Below are 21,842 nucleotides of genomic sequence, written 5' to 3' on the forward strand. Positions count from 1 at the left end.
GTGTTCAGGGTAAGCCGTTTGTCTCCAACTGCTGACATACAATGAAATTACTGGTGTGAAACCTGCCGGAGGTATCAAATGTTAGTCATTTTAATGGAAAATCAGATGCTTGCCCCTCAGTGTGTTTGCCAAAGTTGTTTGCTGGCCGATCGCACTGGTCAACCGCGCTGGAGCGGTGGAGAGCTTCGGTGCGGCCATCCAGTTGCTAAACCTACGGAAAATTTGCCCGATCGGTACGAGTGTCAAATGGGCTTCACTATCGCTAATATTAAATAACAAAGCCTGCATCGGGTAGTTGAGGCTGCTCCCCGCTGAGTTAAAAGCAAGTTCCGGGCGAGTCGGAACACAAACCCTGCTGCTGCGTTATCCTGAGTTTAATGGAATTGATAGTTAATCGATCGACTCAGGAGAGTTCATTATGACTTGGCGCGGATCTACAACTGTTCCAGACCGGATTTTTGCTTCTTTGCCTTATTTGCTCCCGCTGATTGACGGGCTGTCGTTTGGCAGGTTTCTGTTTGCCCAGTTTCCTGTCTTGCAACTGTTTTTTGTCCCGCTAGCTCCTTTGCTTCAGATTTATAGTTTGCCATTAGCTAGCTTGATTATCTTCTTTGCCCTGTATTTAGGAGTAGTTAGAAACGAAAACATCAGTCACTTCATTCGTTTTAATGCGATGCAGGCGATTCTTTTAGACATTGTTTTGATCCTGTGCCGTCTGGTTTTGCCGATTTTTTCTAACGGCTTACAAGTCGCATTTATTACGGAAACTCTGTATAACATGGTGTTTTTGGGCGCTTTTTCTGCATTTGTATATGCAGTCGTTCAGTCGCTTTTGGGACGCTATGCAGAGATTCCTCCGCTTTCGGATGCTGTTTATATGCAGGTTCGTTAGTCAATTGGCAGTTGACAGTTGATAGTTGTTGGTGATAATTACCAATTACCAATAACTACTGTATTTTCAAGACTGCCGATGCCTTCAATTTCAATGCGGACTCGATCGCCTATTTGTAGCGGCCCTACTCCTTGCGGCGTTCCAGTCAGTATCACATCGCCGGGAATTAGGGTCATTATTTGACTGATGTAGGAGACGAGAAAGTCTGGGGAAAATACCATGCGATCGATCTGGGATGACTGTACGGGTCGCTCGCTCTCATTGACAAAAGTCTGCAATTGTGCAGCGGGACTCAATTCGCGGACAATCCAAGGCCCCAAGGGACAAAATGTATCGAACCCTTTGGCCCTCGCCCACTGGTTGTCCCGCTTTTGCAAATCTCTGGCTGTTACGTCATTGGCGATAGTATAGCCCCAAATTTTGCTGTGTGCTTGTTCGGGAGTGCAGTTGGTACAATGTTCGCCAATTACCAGGGCCAATTCTCCTTCGTAGTCTACCCTTTCCGACTGCTGCGGATAGCGAATCGCTCCACCTGGGGGGATGACAGCACTCGGAGGCTTGAAAAACAGTAGGGGTTCAGCAGGTACTGGGGTTCCCATCTCGGCGGCGTGATCGACATAATTTTTGCCTACGGCTACAATTTTTGAGGGAGAGCACGGGGCGAGAATTTGGTAAGTATCTGGTGAAAGTTCCACATCAGTTGGTTGTCCTTTTAACCACGGAGGTGCATCAAATACTTGAACGCTGTGGCTAAGTTGCAGTAAACCGTAATGGATGTGTCCTTGTGTTGTTTTAACTCGAACGTAGCGCTGGGCCATAGGTTATACCATTTTAGATTTTAGGTTTTAGATTCTAGATTCAAAAAGACTTGCGCAAGTCCTAAATAGAATATATATAAACATGGATCTTGGGAAAATTACTGAAAATTTATTGCTCGATCGACCTTCTTGATTTTTGCTGTAGGATTGTCAAATCGATTTCTGTGCAAATTCCGTGCAGCGGTTTGTCCCAGGAGTCAACTGGTAGTTGGGCGACCAAGGCAAATTCAAAGATTGTGCCGATCGCAATTTTTGATTCCCACTCAGCTAAACTGAACATTCTGTCGTAATAGCCGCCGCCGTAGCCCAAGCGATAGCCGCGAACATCGCAGCCTACTGCGGGTACGAGCATTAAATCTACTTCTGAGTGGTCTATTTTAGGAGCATCCGGCAGGGGTTCGAGTATGCCATAAGCTCCAGTATGTAAACCATCTCCGGGCTGCCAGATGTGCCAGGATAGCTCTTTGCCGACACAGCGGGGAAATCCCCATTTTTTAGGGGTGGGAATGGCATTTGTGGGACAGGCATCTTGCCTGTCTCCAGAATTGAGCAGCCAAGATGCCTCCTCCACAGAAGATGTAAATAGGGGACTTAAATCGGGTTCTTGGCGGCTACTGAAGTAGGCGAGGATTGTTTTTGCTTGGGTGAATATGAGTGAGTTTTGCAGGCGGTTGCAGAGTCTCGCGCTTTTTTGTCTCCATTCTTGTGCTGATAGGGATTTGCGGGTGTTGAGGAGCGATTTTCTTAATTCGGTTTTAGTTAATGAAGGTTCAGCAGTATTCATATTTGCGATCAAATCTCTCGTTTGACTTCCAGTCCGACAGGGGTTTTCAACCCCTGTCTCACAGCGAAAGTCCTCTTTTAGAGGACTACAATTAATTGCCTTTTCATCACATTCTGTAGTCGGTTTTAACTCACATCTTGCACCATTCTCAAGAACAGGCAAGATGCCTGTTCCACAAAGAGTGAATTTTCTTGTGGAACAGGCATCTTGCCTGTTCCTAAACAAGTAATTGAGAATGGTGCAACATCTCAATTTTAACCGACTTTAGCTTTTAGGCAGGGGTTGAAACCCCTGCCGGACTGTCGGAAAGTATCAACAAACTGGATTTGATATTACATATTGTCTCACCACAGGACAAAGATTGAATAAACTTTCATTCTCCTGTTCTTCTATTTCAACTAACGATCGCCTCCCCAAAGATTGCAGCCCGTTGAATAACTCCGAGGGCGATAAATCGGCATCTTGTAGCAATTGCTCTATTGAAACTGAATTTGCTTCGCGGCTGAGGCGACTGATGAGTTTTTTTTCTAATTCTGACAAACGATTTATCTGCGGGTGCAATGTTGCTGCCAATTCTTCCCCTAAGAATAGCATATCATATTTCAAAAATTCTGCAACCCTACCTCGGAATATTTCTTGAATGGTGGTGGCGACTATTTTTAACCACAATGGATTGCCTCGGTAGGCGTTAATTAAGTTTTCCCATTGTTCGGGATTGAGTAAACTTTTTTGTCGGAAAATTTCGGCTGCTGCTGCACCTATGCCTTTGAGTTTCAAGGTGCGAACTGGTGATTTTTTTCCTTTTAAAGCGGTAATTTCTCTGGGTGGTTCCCAACTATTGAGGATTAAACAACTGTTGTGGGTTGTTTCTCCGATTTGTCTGAATAAAATGCTATAATTTTCGCATTCTGGGCGGTAATTTCCTGCTAATTGTCCGCTGCTGAGAATGGTTTGCACGTCGTCGAGGATAATAAGACAGCGGTTTTTTCGCAGAAACTCCATTAACAGGGAAAGTCGCTCGGGGATGCTGCTAGGGATTTCGATTTCGGGTTGATTTAAAAGAAATTCTAGGAGATTTTTTAGGGTTGTTTCTAAGGGTGGGGAGTGGCGGAGACTTCGCCAGATGACGTATTCAAAGTTATGCTGAATTTGTGGGATGAGGTGGAGGGAAAGTGCGGTTTTGCCGATACCGCTGAGTCCTGATATTGTTGCAAGGGTGCACTTTTCTTGGACGATCCATTTTTCCAGGGTGGCGAGTTCGGATGTGCGATCGGACAATGATGAAATATGAGGTGCGTCTGCTAAGTCTAGTCGGGTTTGGGGTTGGGATGTGTCTGAGGTGGGGGTTGAGGGCGATCGATCTTTTGGAACTTCTGAAGATTGGGTATCTGTACAAACATTGACGTTACCAATGTGTAGAAAATCATTGCCAAAATTTGATGATACGATGAATAATTGTCGTCTCTCAAGTGCCGAGCGTAAATTCGATGGAGTAACTTCTTCACCTAATACATTTGATAAACGCTTCCATAATTTTGAGGCGATATTTCTGACGTGACCTTCACTACAATATGATGTTTTTGCGATTTGAGAGTATTTTTGACCTTCCCATACACCCCGCAGGATAGCTTTTTGCAGATCGTCCAAGTGCTCTCCTGTTTTGGCGAAAACCATTTCGTCGGCAAATCTCAAGACTTCTTTAACGTCCATTGGTTAAGTATGTATGGAGGTCTTGGCTATTTTATCATATTTTTTATGACATTTTCTGCTGTCAGTGACATTTTCTGACATTTTCTGACATTATTTTAACTAAAAATTTTAATAAATAGTGATATTTTATGATTTTACAAAACAAAAAAATAACGGATAATACATAATCAAACCCCTAGCAATTTAAATGCGAACCATAGTTTTGCCAAAATGGTTAATACTAAAGAGCCTGAATTGCACAATAAATTCAGCGAGGGATTTACCTTAGTTGAACTGCTTGTTGTTATCGCAATAATTGGCATTTTATCGGCAATTGCTCTGCCTATATATTTGTGGCAAATCCAAAAAGCCAAGCAGGTTGAGCCCAAAATATACACAGCAAGTTGCTTGCGAGTACAACAAGCATCTTATGAAGGATATGGAAATATTGCAGGAGAAGAAAATGCACAATTAGAAGAACAAGTTTTTAGCACAAACAACAAATACACAGTCAATGCTACTTTGTACAAATCTCAAAATCCAGAGGAGTTAGTTCAAGCTGTTATATGCTGTGTAGCAACTTCGAGAAAGGAAGGTGATTCTTCCTATGCACAAGCTTTGGTTTATACCAATACAAATCAAGTAGTTTCAACAACTTGCGACCAAGTTGCATCTGTCAAGCCATGATTAAAAAATTACCAAATCTCACTGCTGCTGTTCTCGCATCAAGTATTTTTTCTCTGTCTTTACCAAGCAATGCACAAGCAGGAGTGCTTGGCGGTATTAATATGGCAAGAGCCTGCCAACAACAAACTCTTGTCGCCTATTTCGGCGCTGTATTAGTGGGAAATAATCCAAACGCTTACTCATGGCGTTGTCGTGTCTACGCCACTCCATTGAACTGGCCGACTTTGTGGGAATCTTCAGTCGATATGACGCGGGCTTGTAGAAGTCAATACAATAATAGTAGAGCATTTGCTGAAACAACTAATTGGCAAAGCCCGTATTCATGGCGGTGTCGCGTCAATTAAGAGTTTTTGTCTCACGCCATCCCAGAGATGACTAGGGGTTTGTGAGGAATAAGTAAGAAAATCAAGAGCGATCGCCCTTCGATTCCTAAAGTACGATCGCCCTTTCTTTTCCCTCATCCCGTCAAGCGATCGCCCTTCCTTCACTGAGGTGCGATCGCCTTCATAATATCACAGTCTCAAACTATTTCCGAGGCTAAAAGCCTACCATCAACTCGCTCATATTCATCTTCCAGTAGCCACGAGTGAGCCTCATCGTAACTTGAACTTAAAAACAGCGGTTTATAATTCGCCGATGGCTCGTAAATACAACACTTACTATTTTTGCCACCCACTAACATCAGAATTCGAGGCGGGAAAACAATCGGATCTACCCACAACTCGATAAATTCCCAATCATTGATTTGTTCGACGAGGTTTTGTGCGGGGGATAACATGGTAATTATTAGTTTTTTTGATGATTTTAATTATTTATCCCCTAGATCGAAGTTCATCAAATTCTGCTTCTGAATCTTCCTTAGTAAAAATTACATCCTCATAAATAGCATCAATACCTGTGCGAAAATCTACACTAGCCAAGTGAAGTTCGCTTCCTTGAGTATAGGAATACAAAACCCACAAGCCTTCAGCATTACGGCGAAAACACTCTACCCGCTCACGTTTTTGGCTAATTAACACATACTCTTGAAGCGTTTCTAATTCTTGATAGTCAGCAAACTTATCGCCCCGATCGAATCCTTCAGTACCATTTGACAAAACCTCGACAATTAAACAAGGATATCTTTTAAAAGATTGAAAGGCCTTGTCCCGTTCATCGCACGTTACCATCACGTCAGGATAGTAGTAAATATTCTTAGATTCAATCCTAGCTTTCATGTCAGACATATAAACACGACAGCCACTACCCCGAACATGGTTTCTCAACAAGGTAACTAAGTTGACAGTAACAGTTACATGAGCGTCATTTGCACCTGCCATTGCATAGACTTCGCCCTGAATATACTCATGTTTGAGCGGACTGAGTTCTTCTAACTTCAGATACTCTTCCGGCGAGATATAATTGTGCGTGCGATCGGCAATCATGGGCTTTCTGTGAATTTCAGTTTTCGATGATTTCAGTCGAGGTACTCTTATTATAGCACTTTTCAATTCTAGGAAATACAGGACACGGCTGAAATACAGGACACGGCAGTGCCGTGTCCCTACCCTATATCTGTAGTTCACTCAACTGAGAAATGCTATATATCATACCTACACAGCCCCAATTCCAGCAACCGTTTTTGAAGTTTAACAACATCGGAACCCGAAGCACCTAATTTTAAAATTTGCACAACCTGTTTTCCTTTGATACTATCGGCAAATTAATTTTTGCTTCCAATTATACCAAAACAATAATTTCCCCAACTATTTGATTAATTCGGCCTCAGTCAGCAGCACAAAATCGCGCGGATTTTTTAACACAAAACAGTCATTTTCTTTAATTAAATCGCCCAAACAGGTTACGGGCGATCGCTCTTCATAAGCCTTGACAGCCAAGTGATAATCAGATCCGCTCAATTCCAGATTAATCTTTCTCAGCTTCCCCACCACAAACCCCATTAATGTAATTTTGCCGATCGCCGATTCTTCCCCGTGCACTTTATTAATCCATCCTTGGATTGCAACATTAGGCAATGAAGTGATTAAATCGCTGAGAATATCTAATTGAGAACGATTTTCTACAACTTCTAGCGTCTTGAAAGCTTCACCCATAAGCTGAGGGGCATCAAATTCTTGTCTCAAAGGCTGCTTGATTTCAAAAAGCTCACCAGCATCATCCTTTTTGTGCCAAATCCAAGTATTTTCATACACTAAAGCAACTTTTTGCCAGCCATTGGTCTCTAAGTGTGCCCCTAGCACATTTGGATCTATAGTTTGGAAAATTTCATTGTCTTTTACAGTTACTTTCACGGTAAACCTCCTTGACTAAGACGCTGCATAATAGACTTAAGAGCCTCTACAGTGAACTGATTAGAGCGGGGTAACTCAACTGTTACATTCGCTGTATTGAGTCTTTCTGGCTGTCCCCGCAGCGACACCCAGTAGGCACAATACCTCATGCACATTTCGTCTTCAGACTGCTGCAACCAGTTTTCTAAATTTTCCGGCACTAAAACTACAACTAACAGGCGCGGTACCTGGGAATTGATTATCAAATCCCTGTAGTTTTTTATCCTCACCGGATATCGGATGAACTGCCCGTCGAGTACATCCCTTGAGGTACATTTTAACTGTAAGTTAAGCTCAGGGGAAAAAACTATTCCCTCACCGCCCCTTGCCACGATCTTCAAATCAATGCTGTCGTCATCTACCTCTGGCTGACTGACAGAAAAACCCCCTACTGCTGCAACGGCACGTACATAAGCTTTGCTAAAAAGTTCTTTCTGCTGGTTCAGTTCCATCCTACAATAAACCTGTTGCGAAAATAATTTATTTTACAATAAACCTGTTGCAAAAGTAATTTTGACCGGAGAACTCGCCCCTGATGCCGCTCGATTGATATGATTTATTAGTCCCTCTATGCTAGGAATTAGTTTGTGTAGTAGCGGTTTCAATCGCCGAATATTATCAGTGAATTTTAACCTTAATTTGTATACTTTCTTAGTCACTTATAGAGAGACTTCGTTTGTGTAGGAGAGGTTTCAACTGCCGACTATTATAAATGAAGTTTCTCACCAGGATTTGGTATTATTCCTAAAAAAACCCGGTTTCTTCAAGAAACCGGGTTTTTCACACTTACGCTGCGTGTTTTCGATACCAATCAATCGTATTTTTCAACCCATCCTTAAACTGCACCTCCGCAACAAAACCAAACCTTTCCTTAGCCCTTTGCGTATCCAAACAGCGGCGCGGCTGACCGTTCGGTTTGTCTGTTTCCCAAACAATTTCTCCCTCAAATCCCATCAATTCGCAAATCATTTCCACTAAATCGCGAATTTTAACTTCGCTATTGGTTCCCAAATTAACCGGGTCAGATTCACTGTAAGATTGAGCCGCCATCACAATTCCCCGCGCGGCATCTGTGGAATACAAAAACTCGCGGCTAGGGCTGCCGTCGCCCCAAACTGGCAGTGTTTTGTCTCCCCTTTCTTGGGCTTCGTGGACTTTGCGAATTAATGCGGGGATGACGTGGGAACTTTTCGGGTCAAAGTTATCTTCCGGGCCGTACAGATTTACTGGTAGCAAGTAGATACCGTTGAATCCGTACTGCTGGCGGTAGGATTGCAGTTGCACTAATAAGGCTTTTTTGGCAATTCCGTAAGGTGCGTTAGTTACCTCTGGATAGCCGTTCCACAGGTCGTCTTCTTTGAAAGGAACTGGGGTGAAGTTGGGATAAGCGCAAATCGTGCCGACGCAGACAAATTTTTCGACTCCTGCTTCGTAGGCGGCGTGGATTAGTTGCACGCCCATCATCAAATTATCGTAAAATAATTCAGCGGGTTTGAGTTGGTTTAAGCCGATGCCGCCGACGTGGGCGGCGAGGTGAATGATCATATCTTGTTGGCCGGCGGCGCGCTTGCAGTTTTCCATGACGCGGAGGTCGCAGTCGCGCGATCGAGTCACCGAAATTTTATCAGCATCGGCCCCTGCTTTCACTAACTGATCGATTACCTGACGGCCCAAGAAACCGGCGCCGCCCGTGACTAGAATGCGTTTGCTGCTTAAATCCAAGCTGGTCATAATTTTAGCCTCGGGATTTTGAATAAGGGTCGATCGACAATTTCAATTCTAAAGTTGTTGCTTTAGCAAAAAAAGCTTTCAGCTACAGAACCCGCTTGCCCACAAATCTGTTTTAGCTGCCGCAGATAGGGAGAATGTGATCCCTGCACACCCGAAAGTTAGATTTATGAGCCGCGAGTCCTCAACTATCATTTTAATGTTTTTGTTAGTCCGCACACCCGAAAATTTGGCGCTCAATTAAGCTGGTTCTTTGAATGCCCAGCACGCTCATGATTAGATGAGCGAAAAAAAACCATAGTATCTTGTTGGGGCGGGTGCCGGTTCAGATCGCTAGATACAAGTCGCCAGATACAAGCGAGTAGAGCAGTGAGTTCACCCGCCCTCCCATGTAATGTTTATTTGTCGCCACCTAGTTAGCTGAACCCGTAGAGAATATGAATTCTTGTAAATTCCCTCAATAATCAGGTAGTAATAGGTGTGTTTACATAAGCTACCGTTTAAAACTAGCGTTGAAGCATCAGGCTTCTTACAGAAGTTTTGTAGTAAACGTAACGCAATAGTCACCCGAAAGACAATGTGTTGAATAGCGCTTTCAATATTTTGTTGAAAGCTTTGAGAGATACCTCCCGATGGGTCGAGCTTAGGGCAAGACCCGATCGGCCCTACACAGTAAATTTGGGAGAATTCCTAGATTTACCGGCTTAAATGTATCTGTAACAATCCTCTGATCATTTATGAACTCTGTGTAGGGGCAATCCCCCGGTGCGAGCCTTTCGCGGGGGTAGACACGGGGTACTACCCCTAGAAATTGTTCGCGCTGACGGCTTTGCTTAGCGACTTAATCAAATCCGTTGCCCGAACCCCGAGCTTGCTGGTCTAAAGCTTTCATGTCAGCATCTACCATTAAATGTACTAACTCCTGAAAAGTTACAGAAGGTTCCCAATTTAATTGCTGGCGCGCCTTAGTCGAATCGCCAATCAACAGTTCCACTTCGGCAGGACGCAAGTAGCGTTCGTCAAACTCCACATATTTTTGCCAATCTAAATTGACGTAAGTAAAAGCCAAATCGAGAAATTCCTTAATGGAATGGGTCTCGTTAGTAGCAATGACATAATCGTCAGGCTTGTCTTGTTGCAGCATCAGCCACATCGCCCGCACGTAGTCTTTAGCATAGCCCCAGTCCCGCTTAGACTCGAGATTGCCCAAGTAAATCTTTTTCTGCTTGCCGGCAACTATTCTGGCAAGGGCGCGAGTAATTTTGCGAGTTACAAAAGTTTCGCCGCGGCGGGGAGATTCGTGATTGAACAAGATGCCGTTGCAGGCAAAAAGTCCGTAAGATTCGCGATAATTTACTGTTTGCCAGTGACCATAAACTTTGGCGCAGGCGTAGGGACTTCTGGGATAAAAAGGAGTTGTTTCCTTCTGCGGAACTTCCTGCACCAAACCGTACATTTCCGAAGAACCTGCTTGATAGAACCGCACTTCTATGCCGGTGCGGCGCTGATAGTCCCGAATTGCTTCTAGCAGGCGCAATACTCCCATGCCTACTGTGTCAACCGTATATTCCGGCGAGTCAAAACTGACTCGAACGTGAGATTGAGCCCCTAAGTTATAAATTTCTACCGGCTCAACTTCTTCCAATATCCGGCGCAGAGTAGTGCCGTCGGTTAAGTCGCCGTAGTGCAGAAACAACTGCGCGCCCTCGCTGTGAGGATCGACATAAATGTGGTCAATTCGATCGGTATTGAAACTAGAACTGCGCCGGATAATGCCGTGAACTTCATATCCTTTCTCTAACAGTAATTCGCTCAAGTAGGATCCGTCTTGACCTGTAATACCTGTTATTAGCGCTCGCTTGCGTTGCGTCATCTGATTTTCCTTTGACAGGCTGTTTTAATTCACTTCGGAGTTTCCGGGCAGAGGCTGTTGTTGCCTGCCAGGTCTATTCTCAAACTCTACGTTAACTCACAATTCTTCGATGGGTACCAAGGAACTGTTTAGTTTTGACAAAGAGTTGGTCGCTTGCTGTCAGTAGTCAGCATCAGTGGCCAGTAACAAACAAAACTAACTACTGATTGCTGACTGCGGACCAAATTTAATATGCGCCGTTATTTTTGGGAAAAATCACAACTCCAATTGTTTTGAAAAGAATCCACATATCCATCCAAAGGTTTTTGTCATTTGCGTAATAGAGGTCGATTTGGACTCGGCGGGGATAGGGAATGTCGTTGCGACCGGACACTTGCCACAAGCCTGTAATTCCAGGTCTTATGGTAAGAATTTTGTTGATGTGACGGCCGTATCTCGGCAGTTCTTCTTCAACTAAAGGTCTCGGCCCGACGACGCTCATATCTCCTTTTAAAACATTCCAAAACTGGGGAAACTCGTCTAAACTGGTCATTCGTAAAAATCTTCCAATCCCGGTAATTCGAGGGTCTTGTTTTAGTTTGAAATTGTCCTCAAACTCTTGACGCAAATGCGGAGAATTTTCCATGATTTCCAGCAATATGTCGTCCGCATTTTCCACCATCGTTCTGAATTTAAGGCAATAAAACCTTTTACGGTTTTTGCCTACTCGTTCCTGTACGTAAAAAATAGGCCCGGACGAGCTTAAGGCGATCAAGAAAGCCAAAAGCAGGTAAACGGGAGCAAACAGGATCAGAACCGATAAGGAAAACAGGATGTCAAATAACCGCTTGAAAAGTTCTCCGTCGAGGCTCTGTAGAGAACGACTTATGAGTCTATCTCCTTGCAGGACAGGCCCAAAACCGCGTCTTGCGATCGCTCGAATTACCTTGCCGGAGATTAGTTGGCTGTCGGCAGTCATCTTACTCCTTCACTTCACACCACACACAGTCCTGATCATAAAGCCTCAAGACGCTTTGTTCTCTCAATTATGTTTCCAATACTCAATTTTCTGCATTCTGAATACTTGATTCGGCAGAATGCAGCTATGTTGAAGCCAGCGGAAGCTTAAGGCATAAGGCTTCTGAAGAAAGAAGTCCGATGGAAGCCGTCAAGCGTCAAGAGGGGACAAGGCACTTATGCAGAGGGCTTCTGAAGGCACTTATGCAAAAGAAAGATTTTTCCTTTGTGGCCTTGTGGCCTGGTGGCCTTCTACCACTCGGACCCTCGGACACTCTCTCCACTCCCAGACGCGGTAAAAAAATCGCGGGATTGAAATTCCTGATAGCAGCGTTCGACAAAAGCTAGATAGCGCTGCCCAAAGACTTCGGGGGCAAACTGTTGAGCGCGCAACCTGCAGCTTTCTGGTTCAAATTTGTCTTGCAACTGCTCAAATTCTTCGACAGCTTCGACTAATGCTGCTGCGGTTTGGGAGGAAAAAAATAAACCTGTCCCTGTCTCTGGGTGTTGCCGAATGTCGAGCACTGTCTCCAAAGCGCCCCCTGCTGCATAGGAAATTATCGGTGTTCCGCAAGCTTGAGCTTCTACTAAAGCTATGCCAAAATCTTCGCAAGCTGCATAGACAAAGGCTTTCGCCTCTGCCATGTACTTTTCAACTATGGAGGCGGGCTGCCAGCCGAGCACTTGCACGTTGGGTTTGGCGAGAAGCCGAATCATTTCTAATTCTGGCCCGGTGCCGATGACAATTAGAGTATGCCCGAGTTGATTGAATGCTTGGACGATCGCACTAACGTTTTTGTAACTTACCAATCGGCAAACTGTGACGTAAAAGTCTTGTTTTTGCCGCATCAAGGAAAATCTCTCGATATCTACCGGCGGATAAATCACCTCGGCCCGCCGCCGGTAGCACCGCCAAATTCGGCGCGCCGTGTGTTGGGAGTTGGCGATGAAATAATCAACGCGGTTGGCGGAAATTACGTCCCACTGTCGCAGTCGATGCAACAAATATCGCGTCAGCAGCCCCGGGATGCCCCGTCCGGCTTTGCTGCTGCGCAAATAGTCAAAAGTTAAGTCCCAAGCGTAGCGCATGGGTGTGTGGCAGTAGCAGACGTGCAGTTGCTGGGGACTGCTGAGGATGCCTTTGGCGACGGCGTGGGAGGATGAGAGGATGATATCGTATTCTCGCAGATCTAGTTGTTCGATCGCCATCGGCAGAAAAGGCAAATATTTTTGGACGCCACTGCGGGCCTTGGGAAAGTGCTGCAAAAATGTTGTGCCAATCTGTCGCCCGAAAAGATAGCTTTCGGGATTGGCTGATTCAAAGTCGATGAGGGCATAGACATCTGCCTCGTCTACGTGTTTGAGGATTTCCTGCACTACGAGTTCGGAACCGCCAGTAGCTAAGGGCGTCAACCATTCGTGAACTAGGGCGTATTTGAGTTTTTTCACTTGTATGTAGCCGATCGAACGATTTGTTAGCGCCTGTTCTGTCAATATTAGTCTTACTGAGGAATCACTTACGCAATATCGGGCCATCAACCAGGTTTCTATGTAGGTATCTTCAAACTGAGATGTTGCACCATTCTCAATTACTTGTTTAGGAACAGGCAAGATGCCTGTTCCACAAGAAAATTCACTCTTTGTGGAACAGGCATCTTGCCTGTTCTTGAGAATGGTGCAAGATGTGAGTCAAACCAAGGATTTTGGGAATAAACGGGGTTTTTGTGAAATCAGCGACAGCAAAACTGCACTCTCGGGCAGTGATTTCCCCAATTGTTGACAAGAAATACTATTAGGCGGAATACTGAAGGTGATTTGCGAGCGCCTAAATCTTCGGAACGGGCGCGGGGCTCAATGTGGTGTGAGGAAAAAATGTCCAAATTTTTGTGGAAGGGACTTTTACTTAGTCCCGCAGTATTGGCAGCAAGTTTGGTCGTATCTTCGACCGCGCTAGCAGCAGAGCAACCTGTAGAAATTGCTGCGGCAGCTCAAGCTAATCTGCAATTAGCAGGTGCTGCAACCGAGGCGGCAAAGCCTGAGACGGCAAAGCCTGAGACTGCCGAACCAGTGTCACTAGCTAGCAACTTGACTGTTGAAACTATTGAGAAAGAAAGTGCGAACCTTTACGAGGGCTTCGTTAACGAGCCGATTGCCCCAGTTGCCGAACAGGCAAAAGCACCGTCCAACGCAGTTGCAGCAGATTTAAGCGAAACCAAACCTGCAGTCGCGCCCGCAAATTTAAGTGTCGAACAACCTGTCGCGGAGCAAATCCCCGCAGTCGCGCCCGCAAACTTAAGCGAAACGCAACCCGCCGTAGCACCGACTAATTTAAACGCAGAAAAAGCGGCCGCACAACCCGAGGAGATTTCCCAATCGAGTGCTCCAAGTGCCCAACCTCAAGCAGAGTCAAATGTTTTAGAACAAATCAACGAATACAGCACAGAAGGCAGCGGCAGCGAAGATGCGGTTGGCCAAGTAACCTCTGTTTCGCAACTTTCCGACGTTCGACCGACCGATTGGGCCTTCCAAGCTTTGCAGTCTCTAGTAGAGCGCTACGGGTGCATAGCTGGCTATCCTGACGGCACTTTCCGCGGCAACCGGGCGATGACTCGCTACGAGTTTGCAGCGGGTTTAAATGCGTGTTTGGATAAGGTGAGCCAGTTTATTCAAGGTTCGAGAACTCGGGTGATGCGAGAAGATTTAGCTTCTATGCAAAGGTTGCAAGAAGAATTTGCGGCGGAATTGGCAACTTTGCGCGGCCGCGTCGATGTTTTGGAAGCGCGCGCCTCTGAATTAGAAGCAAATCAGTTTTCAACTACGACTAAACTCAACGGCGAAGTGATATTTGGTTTGACGGGTATCGCCAGGGGAGATGATGCCGAGGGGCGCGAAGCTGATAAAACGACGGCTTTTGGCAGCAGGGTTCGTCTCAATTTTGACACGAGTTTTTCTGGAAAAGATTTGCTGAGAACTCGATTGCAAGTTTTAAATTTGGGTTCGTTTTCTACTAATAATACGAAAACTGCTGAAGGGGAATTGCGGTTTAATGCTGGGCCTTTTGCGGAGGCTAGCAATACTGTAGGTTTAGATGCGCTGCTTTACCAATTCCCTCTGGGCAAAAGCACTACTGTAATTCTAGAAGCCAACGCCGGCGCTGCTGATGATTTTGCTAACACTGGCAACCCTTACTTTGACGGAGACGGCAGCTACGGCGCTCTTTCTAACTTCGGTACTCGCAACCCGATTTACTATTTGATTGGTGGTTCTGGCATCGCTATGCGACATCAGTTTGGGGACAAACTCGAACTGAGTTTGGGATATTTGGTCGGCAATGCTGCGAACCCGACGCAGGGTAACGGTTTGTTCAACGGTTCTTACGGCGGTTTGGCTCAGTTGACTTTCAAACCGAGCGACAGCATGGTTTTAGGTTTAACTTACGTTAATTCCTACAATTTCGTCACGAATACCGGCAGCAATGCTTCTAATTTCCCGGGGCGTCTCGGTTCCTTCGGGCTCGACAGCGATAGCAATCTGCCAGTTTCTAGCAATTCCTACGGCGCGCAAGCTTCGTGGCGGTTGAACCGGGGATTTGCAATTGGCGGTTGGGCGGGTTACACTAATCAGCGCATTTTATCGAACTTGGCTACTCCTACGGGTTCTGTGCAGCGGGGTGACCAAAAAATCTGGAACTGGGCAGTTACTTTGGCTTTTCCCGATTTGTTGAAAGAAGGAAATGTGGCGGGGATTTTGGTAGGTATGGAGCCGCGGGTAACGAGTTCTACTAATCGGACTTTGCCGGAAGATAAGGATACTTCGCTGCACGTTGAAGGTTTCTATCAGTTTAAGTTGAGCGACAATATTTCTATCACTCCTGGTCTGATTTTGCTGACTGCTCCCGACCACAATAAGAATAATTCTGATTTGCTGATTGGGGTGGTCAGAACGACGTTTACTTTCTAGGGGCTTGGGTTTAAGGTTTCAACAGAAACGACCAGCTTTAGCAAAAGCTGGTCTGCACAAATAGTTAAATCCGTTGTGTTCCCACAGTGTTTTTCTCACAGTGAGGGAGGAAACCCAAGTTGCACGTTTCTTTGCACCGGGCTCTCAAAGAAATATCATCTCTCTTAAGCGGTATTTTAACAACAAAAATTAAAATTTTTTAATAAAACTTTACATTACCGGCGAATATAATTGTGAGGGGGCGATCGCAGTCTCGGTTACTTTGTATAATCCAACAAAGTTTCAAAAACCCGGTTTCTGCGTAGGTTTATGGCTACCAAACCGATTATTGTGCCTAAAAACCAAGTTTCGATTGCCGATCAACCATTTTACTAACTTTGTATAATTTATGCCGGGGCTTGCTGCGGTCTACCCCAGACAATCCGCTCCTGCTTGTATACAACCATACCAGGTTTCGCGCCTTTGGGCTTGTATACATATTTCGGTTCTGTATAAACCACGGGGACTTGTTCGCTGTGGCGGGCGCGACTGTAGTAAGCAGTCATGTCGGCGGCAAATTGCAAATCGGTTTCTTCAGCCACAGTACCGGGTTTGAGACGCAGCAAAGCGTGGCTTCCGGGAATCTCTAGGGTGTGGAACCACAAGTCGTAGTCGTTGGCGGTGCGAAAAGTCAGTTGGTCGTTTTGGCGGTTGTTGCGCCCGATTAATAATTCAAAGCCGCTGGGGGTTTGGTAGCGGTGAAATTCGATCGCAGCATTTTTGTCTGTACTGCGGTAATCTGGTACGTCTAGATATTTTTGCTGGATCAGTTCTTCGCGGATTTCGGCGAGGGTTTGCAAATCTTGGGTGTTGCGGTAGGTTTCCAATACTGAAAGTGCGACTTCTACTTGTTCTAAATAGTCGATTTCTTCCTGTACGGCGGCTAACAAAGGTTCTACTGCAATGCGGGCTCTTTTAAGTTTTTGGTGTTTTTTGTAGATTGCTTGAGCGTTTTGAACGGCGTTTTTTTCCGGGTTTAGGGGAATGATAACTGGTTTCTCGGTTTCAAAGTCGGGGAGAGAAATTGATTTCATTCCTGGTTCCCAATGCTGCAAAGAAGCCATCAGCAAGTCGGCTTGGGATTTGTGGGTGTCTGCGTCTGCGGATTGCTGCAAGCGTTCTTTAAATGTGTTGGCTTTGAGGCGCAGTTTTGCCAGGACGTTGTTGAGTTTTTGGGTAAGCTGATGCCGCAGTTGGGCGAATACTTCTTGATTGATTTGGCCTGTGTAGTAGCTGTTAAGTAATTCTTGAACGGAAGAAGCAAGTTCGGCAACGGATTCTGTAACGGATTTAACGGATGTCAGGAAGGAGGAAGAAGCAAGAGGGGAAGAATCAGAGGGCAGGTACGGGGGCATCGCCCCTACATTGTGATTTTCTGGTGGGGGCCAATCGATGACGGTGTAGCCTTCGGGGGTAAAACTCGGGTGAAATTTGGAGTTTTCTAGGCATTGCAGCCAGTATAGCCAGCGCTGGAATAGTTGCTGCCATTGGTCGGGATTGAGGCTGTCGGTGGATTGTTCGGGATCTAAGGAAGCCGATCGAATCATTGAAAAAATTAAGGCTTTACTCAACCCTCGGTAATTCTTTAACAGATTGCGGTGTAATTGTCCAGGAACCAGGCTAATTCGTTCTTGCCAGCGGTTTTGAGATTCGCTCAGACTAGGCACTGCATCGGTCAAAGACGGGGGCATTTCGTAGGGTTGCCCGGTTTGGATGGGACGGACGGTGGATTGTTTGGCGCTGACTTGGTGGGCGCAGGTGACAACGAGGTTGTCTTGGGCGGTGAGGATGACGTTGCTGTACTTGCCCATGATTTCGGCGTACAGGTGCCAGAGGGCGGGTTCTCCGGGGCGTTTGGCGAATTGCAAGTCGATGACTCTTTCCCAGGATGAAACAGGGGCGATGGAAACTAAGGCTAAACCGCTGAGTTGATGCCGCAGTTGTTCGCTGAAGGTGAAGGTGTCGGGAATCCGGGGCGGGGGGTCGCCGACGCAGATGCGGGCGGCCACAGGATGCCAGGAAAGGTCTATCCAGCCACGCCCTTTCATGGTGCGGAGGGCTAGGGACACGGTGAAGCGATCGCGCTGGTAGACTTGTTCTAAGCGCGCTGGCAGCCATTGGGCTCGCAGTTCGCTGCAAGCTGCGGTTAAAGTTGTAAAGTCTACGGGTTGCACGGTGGCCTCTTTGCGATCGAACTATCTATTTCTATGCTGACAGATATCGGTCACATTTTACTAACTATAGCCTTTCTCAGGAACATGAGGTGTACGCTTGATAAGCGGGCATAGGGCATAGGGCATAGGGCATAGGCCTCCGTGGGCATAGGGCATACCTCACTTTATTGAGAACTGCTGTATTTACAATTCTTGTTTACTCTTGCTTCGCGTCCTACGCTAGGAAAGCGCTTCCCTAATTCCGTTAACAAATAATATTAATTCCGGTTGCATTGGAATGATTAAACCGCAGAGTACGCAGAGAACGCAGAGTTCGAGAACAGAGAGATGAATACAGGATGATGCTAACGGATTTGATATAACAAATAACTAATCAACATCTCCTAAAAAGCAGGTTTTGAACAGGAACGGTGCCTGTTCCACAATAATTATGGGAGATGTCTAATAATATCAATTCCGGCTGCGGCGAAATGATATCATTAATCATTAGTCATTAGTCATTAGTCATTAGTCATTAGTCATTAGTCATTAGTCAACAGTCAACAAGCACGGACGGTGCAACCGGAATCGATATAGCGGTTCGATCGCGTGGTGAGGTATGGGGGCGAGTCCTATGCCTATGCCCAATGCCCAATGCCCAATGCCCAATGCCCAATGCCCAATGCCCAATGCCCAATGCCCTATGCCCTATGAACACCTCATGTTACTGAGAAAGGCTATATAACAACTAACTAATAACTTCCCGAATCAATTCCAAATGTTTGTACAAAGGTGCGATCGTATTGGCGGCGATCGCCCCGCTAGCAGCAACAGCGGGCAAACCAATTCCCGGAAATGTCGAATCTCCGCAGCAAAACAGCCCCGCTAAAGGTGTTGTCGGCCCGGGAAACAAGCCGCTACCCGCCCGAATCCCGGGCCCGTAGGAACCGCGATGGCGGCGCAAAAACCGTTCGTGGGTGAGGGGTGTCCCAACTAAGGTGACTTCGCAGCGCGATCGAATATCGGGGATAATTCTCTCTAAGGCGAACCACATTACCTCGGCGCGCGCTTGTTTTTGTAGCTTGTACTCTTCGCTGGTGCGATCGAGCTTTTGCCACAAATCGTAAGGCTCGTTTCCGGGGGTATATGCGTGAATGACGTGCTTTCCCGGAGGCGCGAGGTGGGGGTCGAGGAGGGAGGGAATCGAGACTAGAACGACGTTCTGAGGGGCTGAAACGCCCATGGACCAGTCTTTGACGAAGATGTAGTGACAAGCTAAGTCCGATCGCACTCCGGCAGCATCAATTCCCAGATGCAGGTGCATGAAGCTGTCGCACTCGGGCGTCGCCTGCCGCTGTTGCCGAAACCTTTGCGGGACTGAGGTTTCAGGCAACAGTTTCAGGGTATCCCAAACGGATGCGTTGGAGACGACGGCTTTGTGCGATCGAATAATTTTGCCCGATCGCAGCCGCACGCCTGCAGCCCGGTTGTTTTCCACCAAAACTTCTGCAACGTGGGAATTTAGCAGCAACTGCCCTCCGTGGCGCTCTAAACCGCGTACCAGGGCATTTACCAAAGCTGCACTACCGCCGATCGGATAGTCTAAAACTGCATTGGGGCGATACCAGTCGGCGAACATGAATGCGACTTCGGCTGCGATCGTTCCGTCGGCGGGAAGTCCAGACAGTAGGAAGCACAACAAATTCAGCCAATTTCGGACAAAGGGATCTTTGACATTTTTGTCCATTATTTTGCTGAAAGGGCCTGCAAGTGCGATCGCCTCGCCAGCAGTTTGCAGGAAAGCCGGCGCAAATTGGCCGAGGGTAAAAACACTGCCCAAATCGAAGCGCAAAGCCAGGGAGGGTAAGGCTGTGGCAGCTTTGGCGTAGGGTTCCATGATGCGCTGGAGTTGCCGCCATTCGGCGACTGCTTCGGCGCCGCGCAGTTGTGCGAGCACTTGGGCAAATTGACTCGCACCAACGGATGTGTCGAAATCGCCTTCTGGCAAACAGCAACCCCAGGTATCGTAGGTGATGCAGGGGAGTTTTTCGCCGATCGCATCCAAAACTTGCCGCAGCGGGTTGGCAGAGGGGCTGTAGGATAATCCTGAGTACAGGGAGGGCCCGGAGTCGAAGCTAAATCCGCCGCGTTCAAAACCGTGTGCGGCCCCGCCCGCGATCGAATGGCTTTCGCAAACCACAACCTCAAAGCCATAGCGGGCGAGCATTGCAGCGCAAGTCAAGCCGCCTATCCCGCTGCCGATGATGATGATTTCTGTGTCTGTGGGGGCGATCGCAACCATGTTTTTCTCCGCTACTTCAGCTAATATTATCAATGTCTTGCAGCTTTAGGACTTAGGCATTTAACAGATGCGATCGTCCCTAGCCCTCCAAAACACAAGGGGAAGAAGCAAGCAGTTGACTGTAGGGTCGATCCCCCCTAGCCCCCCTTAATAAGGGGGGGACAAGAAGCAGTCAAAGTCCTTGTTAAAAATGGCGGGTTCAGAAGCCTTCAAAGTCCCCCTTTTTAAGGGGGATTTAGGGGGATCTAGACTCAGCTACCACCCTTAAAATACAAATCTCTATATTATTAAATGGAAAATATATCTATTCTAGAACAAGCTGCAAAATCTAATTCTAAACCATCTTCCAACGCTGTAGTCGCCGCCCTCCTAGAAGCTGAGAAAAACGCGAAAAAAAATAAAATTCGCTATGCTTTCGAGCAATTAATCGGCAACTGGCAACTCTGCTTTATCACCGGCACGAAAAAGAATCGACAAAAAGCGGGGATTGTGTTGGGTGCGGGACGTTACATCCCTCAGTGGGTGGCGAAAATTCAAATTGCTTATTCGGCCGAACCTGTTCCTGAAGGGGAAGAGAATAGCGAAATCGGCAGGGTGGAGAATTCGGTGCAAGTTGGGGCGATCGTACTAACTCTTTCGGGGCCGACTAAGTTTTTGGTTAATAAAAATATTTTAGCTTTTGATTTTACCAGAATTACGGTGAAATTGTTGGGTAAAACTGTGTATCAAGGATTTATTCGCGGTGGAGAAGCGCGGGAGGCGGAATTTTTTATTTTGAGTGTGGGGAAGCAGGCATTTTTTGCATATTTTCTGGTAGAAGATGGGATAATTGCGGCTAGGGGAAGGGGCGGCGGCTTGGCTTTGTGGGGGAGAGTTTAGGTGAAAATGTGCGATCGGGAGACAACAGTATTTATTCTGTATCTCTCGTTTGTATCGAAGTCTAGATCCCCCTAAATCCCCCTTAAGAAGGGGGACTTTGAATGCTCTTGTCCCCCCTTCTTAACGGAGACTTTGAATACTCTTGTCCCCCCCTTATTAAGGGGGGTTAGGGGGGATCAGAGCTAATAGTTAAACAGTTAAATAACCTTGTAAGGTGCGTCAGACATCGATTGTTTCGATTTCAACAGGTTTTTACGATCTGACGCACCCTACGCATTTCCTAAGCAACTCCATAGCCAGTATAGGGACGCTTGTAAGGTGGATGCAGCCCTAAAACAATGTCCTCTTTGGGTACTCCCATCTCCACTAATTCTTGACCGAGATCGGCTTCGGTCATGTTGCGTTGAATCCAGATTTTACCATCTTTGATATCTACTAAGTGAATGAAACAGTTATAAATCCGCTTGTATCCCTCCCAGCCCACATCTAAAATTTGGTAATGGTCTTGTTCTGTATCGAACAAAAGCTGACATTCAACATCCAACTCTGAATTATTATCAAGATTGGCATGAGAGGTTAAGAGTTTGCGGATAAATTGGCGGTACTGGTCTATTCTTTCCATTCGATGATTACCTCCTGAATCGGTTCATAGACGATTAACTTCACTTGATACTGTCTGATAGCTTCCTGAGTGATCTCGTTTCCCGTTGCA

Annotated in this window: 21 protein-coding genes; 7 read left to right on the forward strand and 14 right to left on the reverse strand. The window is 46.3% G+C overall.

Going from position 1 to position 21,842, the window contains the following annotated elements; all coding sequences use genetic code 11:
* The first annotated feature begins 78 nt into the window (after positions 1-78).
* Together ACUVJL_RS03200 and ACUVJL_RS03205 are read left to right on the forward strand one after the other, a co-directional pair.
* A complete protein-coding gene (locus ACUVJL_RS03200; RefSeq protein ID WP_190739976.1) occupies positions 79-276 on the forward strand; it encodes a hypothetical protein in 198 nt (65 codons plus the stop codon).
* A gap of 142 nt (positions 277-418) precedes the next feature.
* Positions 419-892, forward strand: coding sequence for a Tic20 family protein (locus ACUVJL_RS03205; protein WP_445244520.1), 474 nt, complete (start codon positions 419-421; stop codon positions 890-892).
* A 38-nt stretch (positions 893-930) separates the two neighbouring features.
* Here the strand turns inward: ACUVJL_RS03205 and ACUVJL_RS03210 are convergent, their stop codons facing one another.
* The 3 genes from ACUVJL_RS03210 to ACUVJL_RS03220 all read right to left on the reverse strand — a co-directional run bounded on the left by ACUVJL_RS03210 (position 931) and on the right by ACUVJL_RS03220 (position 4,204).
* Entirely contained in the window at positions 931-1,710 is a 780-nt protein-coding gene (locus ACUVJL_RS03210; RefSeq protein ID WP_445244521.1) for a fumarylacetoacetate hydrolase family protein, read from the reverse strand.
* A 109-nt stretch (positions 1,711-1,819) separates the two neighbouring features.
* Positions 1,820-2,494, reverse strand: a complete 675-nt coding sequence (locus tag ACUVJL_RS03215; RefSeq protein ID WP_445244522.1) for a 5-formyltetrahydrofolate cyclo-ligase — start codon at positions 2,492-2,494, stop codon at positions 1,820-1,822.
* Between the two features lie 312 nt (positions 2,495-2,806).
* Positions 2,807-4,204 carry an NB-ARC domain-containing protein gene (locus ACUVJL_RS03220; RefSeq protein ID WP_445244523.1) on the reverse strand — a complete coding sequence of 466 codons (1,398 nt, stop codon included), beginning with the start codon at positions 4,202-4,204 and terminating at the stop codon, positions 2,807-2,809.
* Positions 4,205-4,414: 210 nt separating this feature from the next.
* Here ACUVJL_RS03220 and ACUVJL_RS03225 point away from each other — a divergent pair, with 210 nt between their 5' ends.
* Together ACUVJL_RS03225 and ACUVJL_RS03230 are read left to right on the forward strand one after the other, a co-directional pair.
* Positions 4,415-4,870 carry a type IV pilin protein gene (locus ACUVJL_RS03225; protein ID WP_445244524.1) on the forward strand — a complete coding sequence of 152 codons (456 nt, stop codon included), beginning with the start codon at positions 4,415-4,417 and terminating at the stop codon, positions 4,868-4,870.
* Positions 4,867-5,214 carry a hypothetical protein gene (locus ACUVJL_RS03230; RefSeq protein ID WP_445244525.1) on the forward strand — a complete coding sequence of 116 codons (348 nt, stop codon included), beginning with the start codon at positions 4,867-4,869 and terminating at the stop codon, positions 5,212-5,214. The genes ACUVJL_RS03225 and ACUVJL_RS03230 overlap by 4 nt, the downstream gene beginning before the upstream one ends.
* Before the next feature lie 176 nt (positions 5,215-5,390).
* Here ACUVJL_RS03230 and ACUVJL_RS03235 read toward each other — a convergent pair whose 3' ends face one another.
* The 8 genes from ACUVJL_RS03235 to ACUVJL_RS03270 form a co-directional block, all read right to left on the reverse strand.
* Positions 5,391-5,648 (reverse strand): hypothetical protein, encoded by a 258-nt coding sequence (locus tag ACUVJL_RS03235; RefSeq protein WP_445244526.1) that lies wholly within the window; start codon positions 5,646-5,648, stop codon positions 5,391-5,393.
* Positions 5,649-5,682: 34 nt separating this feature from the next.
* Positions 5,683-6,294 carry a Uma2 family endonuclease gene (locus ACUVJL_RS03240; RefSeq protein WP_445244527.1) on the reverse strand — a complete coding sequence of 204 codons (612 nt, stop codon included), beginning with the start codon at positions 6,292-6,294 and terminating at the stop codon, positions 5,683-5,685.
* A gap of 321 nt (positions 6,295-6,615) precedes the next feature.
* Positions 6,616-7,161, reverse strand: coding sequence for a hypothetical protein (locus tag ACUVJL_RS03245; RefSeq protein ID WP_445244528.1), 546 nt, complete (start codon positions 7,159-7,161; stop codon positions 6,616-6,618).
* Positions 7,158-7,652 (reverse strand): DUF4365 domain-containing protein, encoded by a 495-nt coding sequence (locus ACUVJL_RS03250; protein WP_445244529.1) that lies wholly within the window; start codon positions 7,650-7,652, stop codon positions 7,158-7,160. Before ACUVJL_RS03250 ends, ACUVJL_RS03245 begins: the two co-directional genes overlap by 4 nt.
* Positions 7,653-7,986: 334 nt before the next feature.
* Positions 7,987-8,931 (reverse strand): GDP-L-fucose synthase family protein, encoded by a 945-nt coding sequence (locus tag ACUVJL_RS03255; protein ID WP_445244530.1) that lies wholly within the window; start codon positions 8,929-8,931, stop codon positions 7,987-7,989.
* Between the two features lie 838 nt (positions 8,932-9,769).
* Positions 9,770-10,801 carry a GDP-mannose 4,6-dehydratase gene (gene gmd, locus ACUVJL_RS03260; RefSeq protein ID WP_445244531.1) on the reverse strand — a complete coding sequence of 344 codons (1,032 nt, stop codon included), beginning with the start codon at positions 10,799-10,801 and terminating at the stop codon, positions 9,770-9,772.
* A 226-nt stretch (positions 10,802-11,027) separates the two neighbouring features.
* Entirely contained in the window at positions 11,028-11,759 is a 732-nt protein-coding gene (locus ACUVJL_RS03265) for a sugar transferase (protein WP_445244532.1), read from the reverse strand.
* A 290-nt stretch (positions 11,760-12,049) separates the two neighbouring features.
* Positions 12,050-13,246, reverse strand: a complete 1,197-nt coding sequence (locus ACUVJL_RS03270; protein ID WP_445244549.1) for a glycosyltransferase — start codon at positions 13,244-13,246, stop codon at positions 12,050-12,052.
* Between the two features lie 163 nt (positions 13,247-13,409).
* On the opposite strand from ACUVJL_RS03270, the gene ACUVJL_RS03275 reads away from it, so the two are divergent.
* Positions 13,410-13,577: a hypothetical protein gene (locus ACUVJL_RS03275; RefSeq protein ID WP_445244533.1), complete on the forward strand. Its 168-nt coding sequence runs from the start codon at positions 13,410-13,412 to the stop codon at positions 13,575-13,577.
* 92 nt (positions 13,578-13,669) lie between these two features.
* Positions 13,670-15,757, forward strand: a complete 2,088-nt coding sequence (locus tag ACUVJL_RS03280; RefSeq protein ID WP_445244534.1) for an iron uptake porin — start codon at positions 13,670-13,672, stop codon at positions 15,755-15,757.
* Between the two features lie 386 nt (positions 15,758-16,143).
* Here ACUVJL_RS03280 and ACUVJL_RS03285 read toward each other — a convergent pair whose 3' ends face one another.
* Both ACUVJL_RS03285 and ACUVJL_RS03290 read right to left on the reverse strand, forming a co-directional pair.
* Positions 16,144-17,970, reverse strand: coding sequence for an Rqc2 family fibronectin-binding protein (locus ACUVJL_RS03285; protein ID WP_445244535.1), 1,827 nt, complete (start codon positions 17,968-17,970; stop codon positions 16,144-16,146).
* 727 nt (positions 17,971-18,697) lie between these two features.
* Positions 18,698-20,251, reverse strand: a complete 1,554-nt coding sequence (locus ACUVJL_RS03290; RefSeq protein WP_445244550.1) for a phytoene desaturase family protein — start codon at positions 20,249-20,251, stop codon at positions 18,698-18,700.
* Positions 20,252-20,542: 291 nt separating this feature from the next.
* Between ACUVJL_RS03290 and ACUVJL_RS03295 the strand changes: the two genes are divergently transcribed.
* Entirely contained in the window at positions 20,543-21,130 is a 588-nt protein-coding gene (locus ACUVJL_RS03295; RefSeq protein WP_445244536.1) for a hypothetical protein, read from the forward strand.
* 280 nt (positions 21,131-21,410) lie between these two features.
* Here ACUVJL_RS03295 and ACUVJL_RS03300 read toward each other — a convergent pair whose 3' ends face one another.
* Positions 21,411-21,752: a XisI protein gene (locus tag ACUVJL_RS03300; protein ID WP_445244537.1), complete on the reverse strand. Its 342-nt coding sequence runs from the start codon at positions 21,750-21,752 to the stop codon at positions 21,411-21,413.
* Positions 21,753-21,842 lie beyond the last annotated feature (90 nt).

The organism is Microcoleus sp. OTE_8_concoct_300, from assembly GCF_031383065.1.
GTDB lineage: Bacteria > Cyanobacteriota > Cyanobacteriia > Cyanobacteriales > Microcoleaceae > Microcoleus.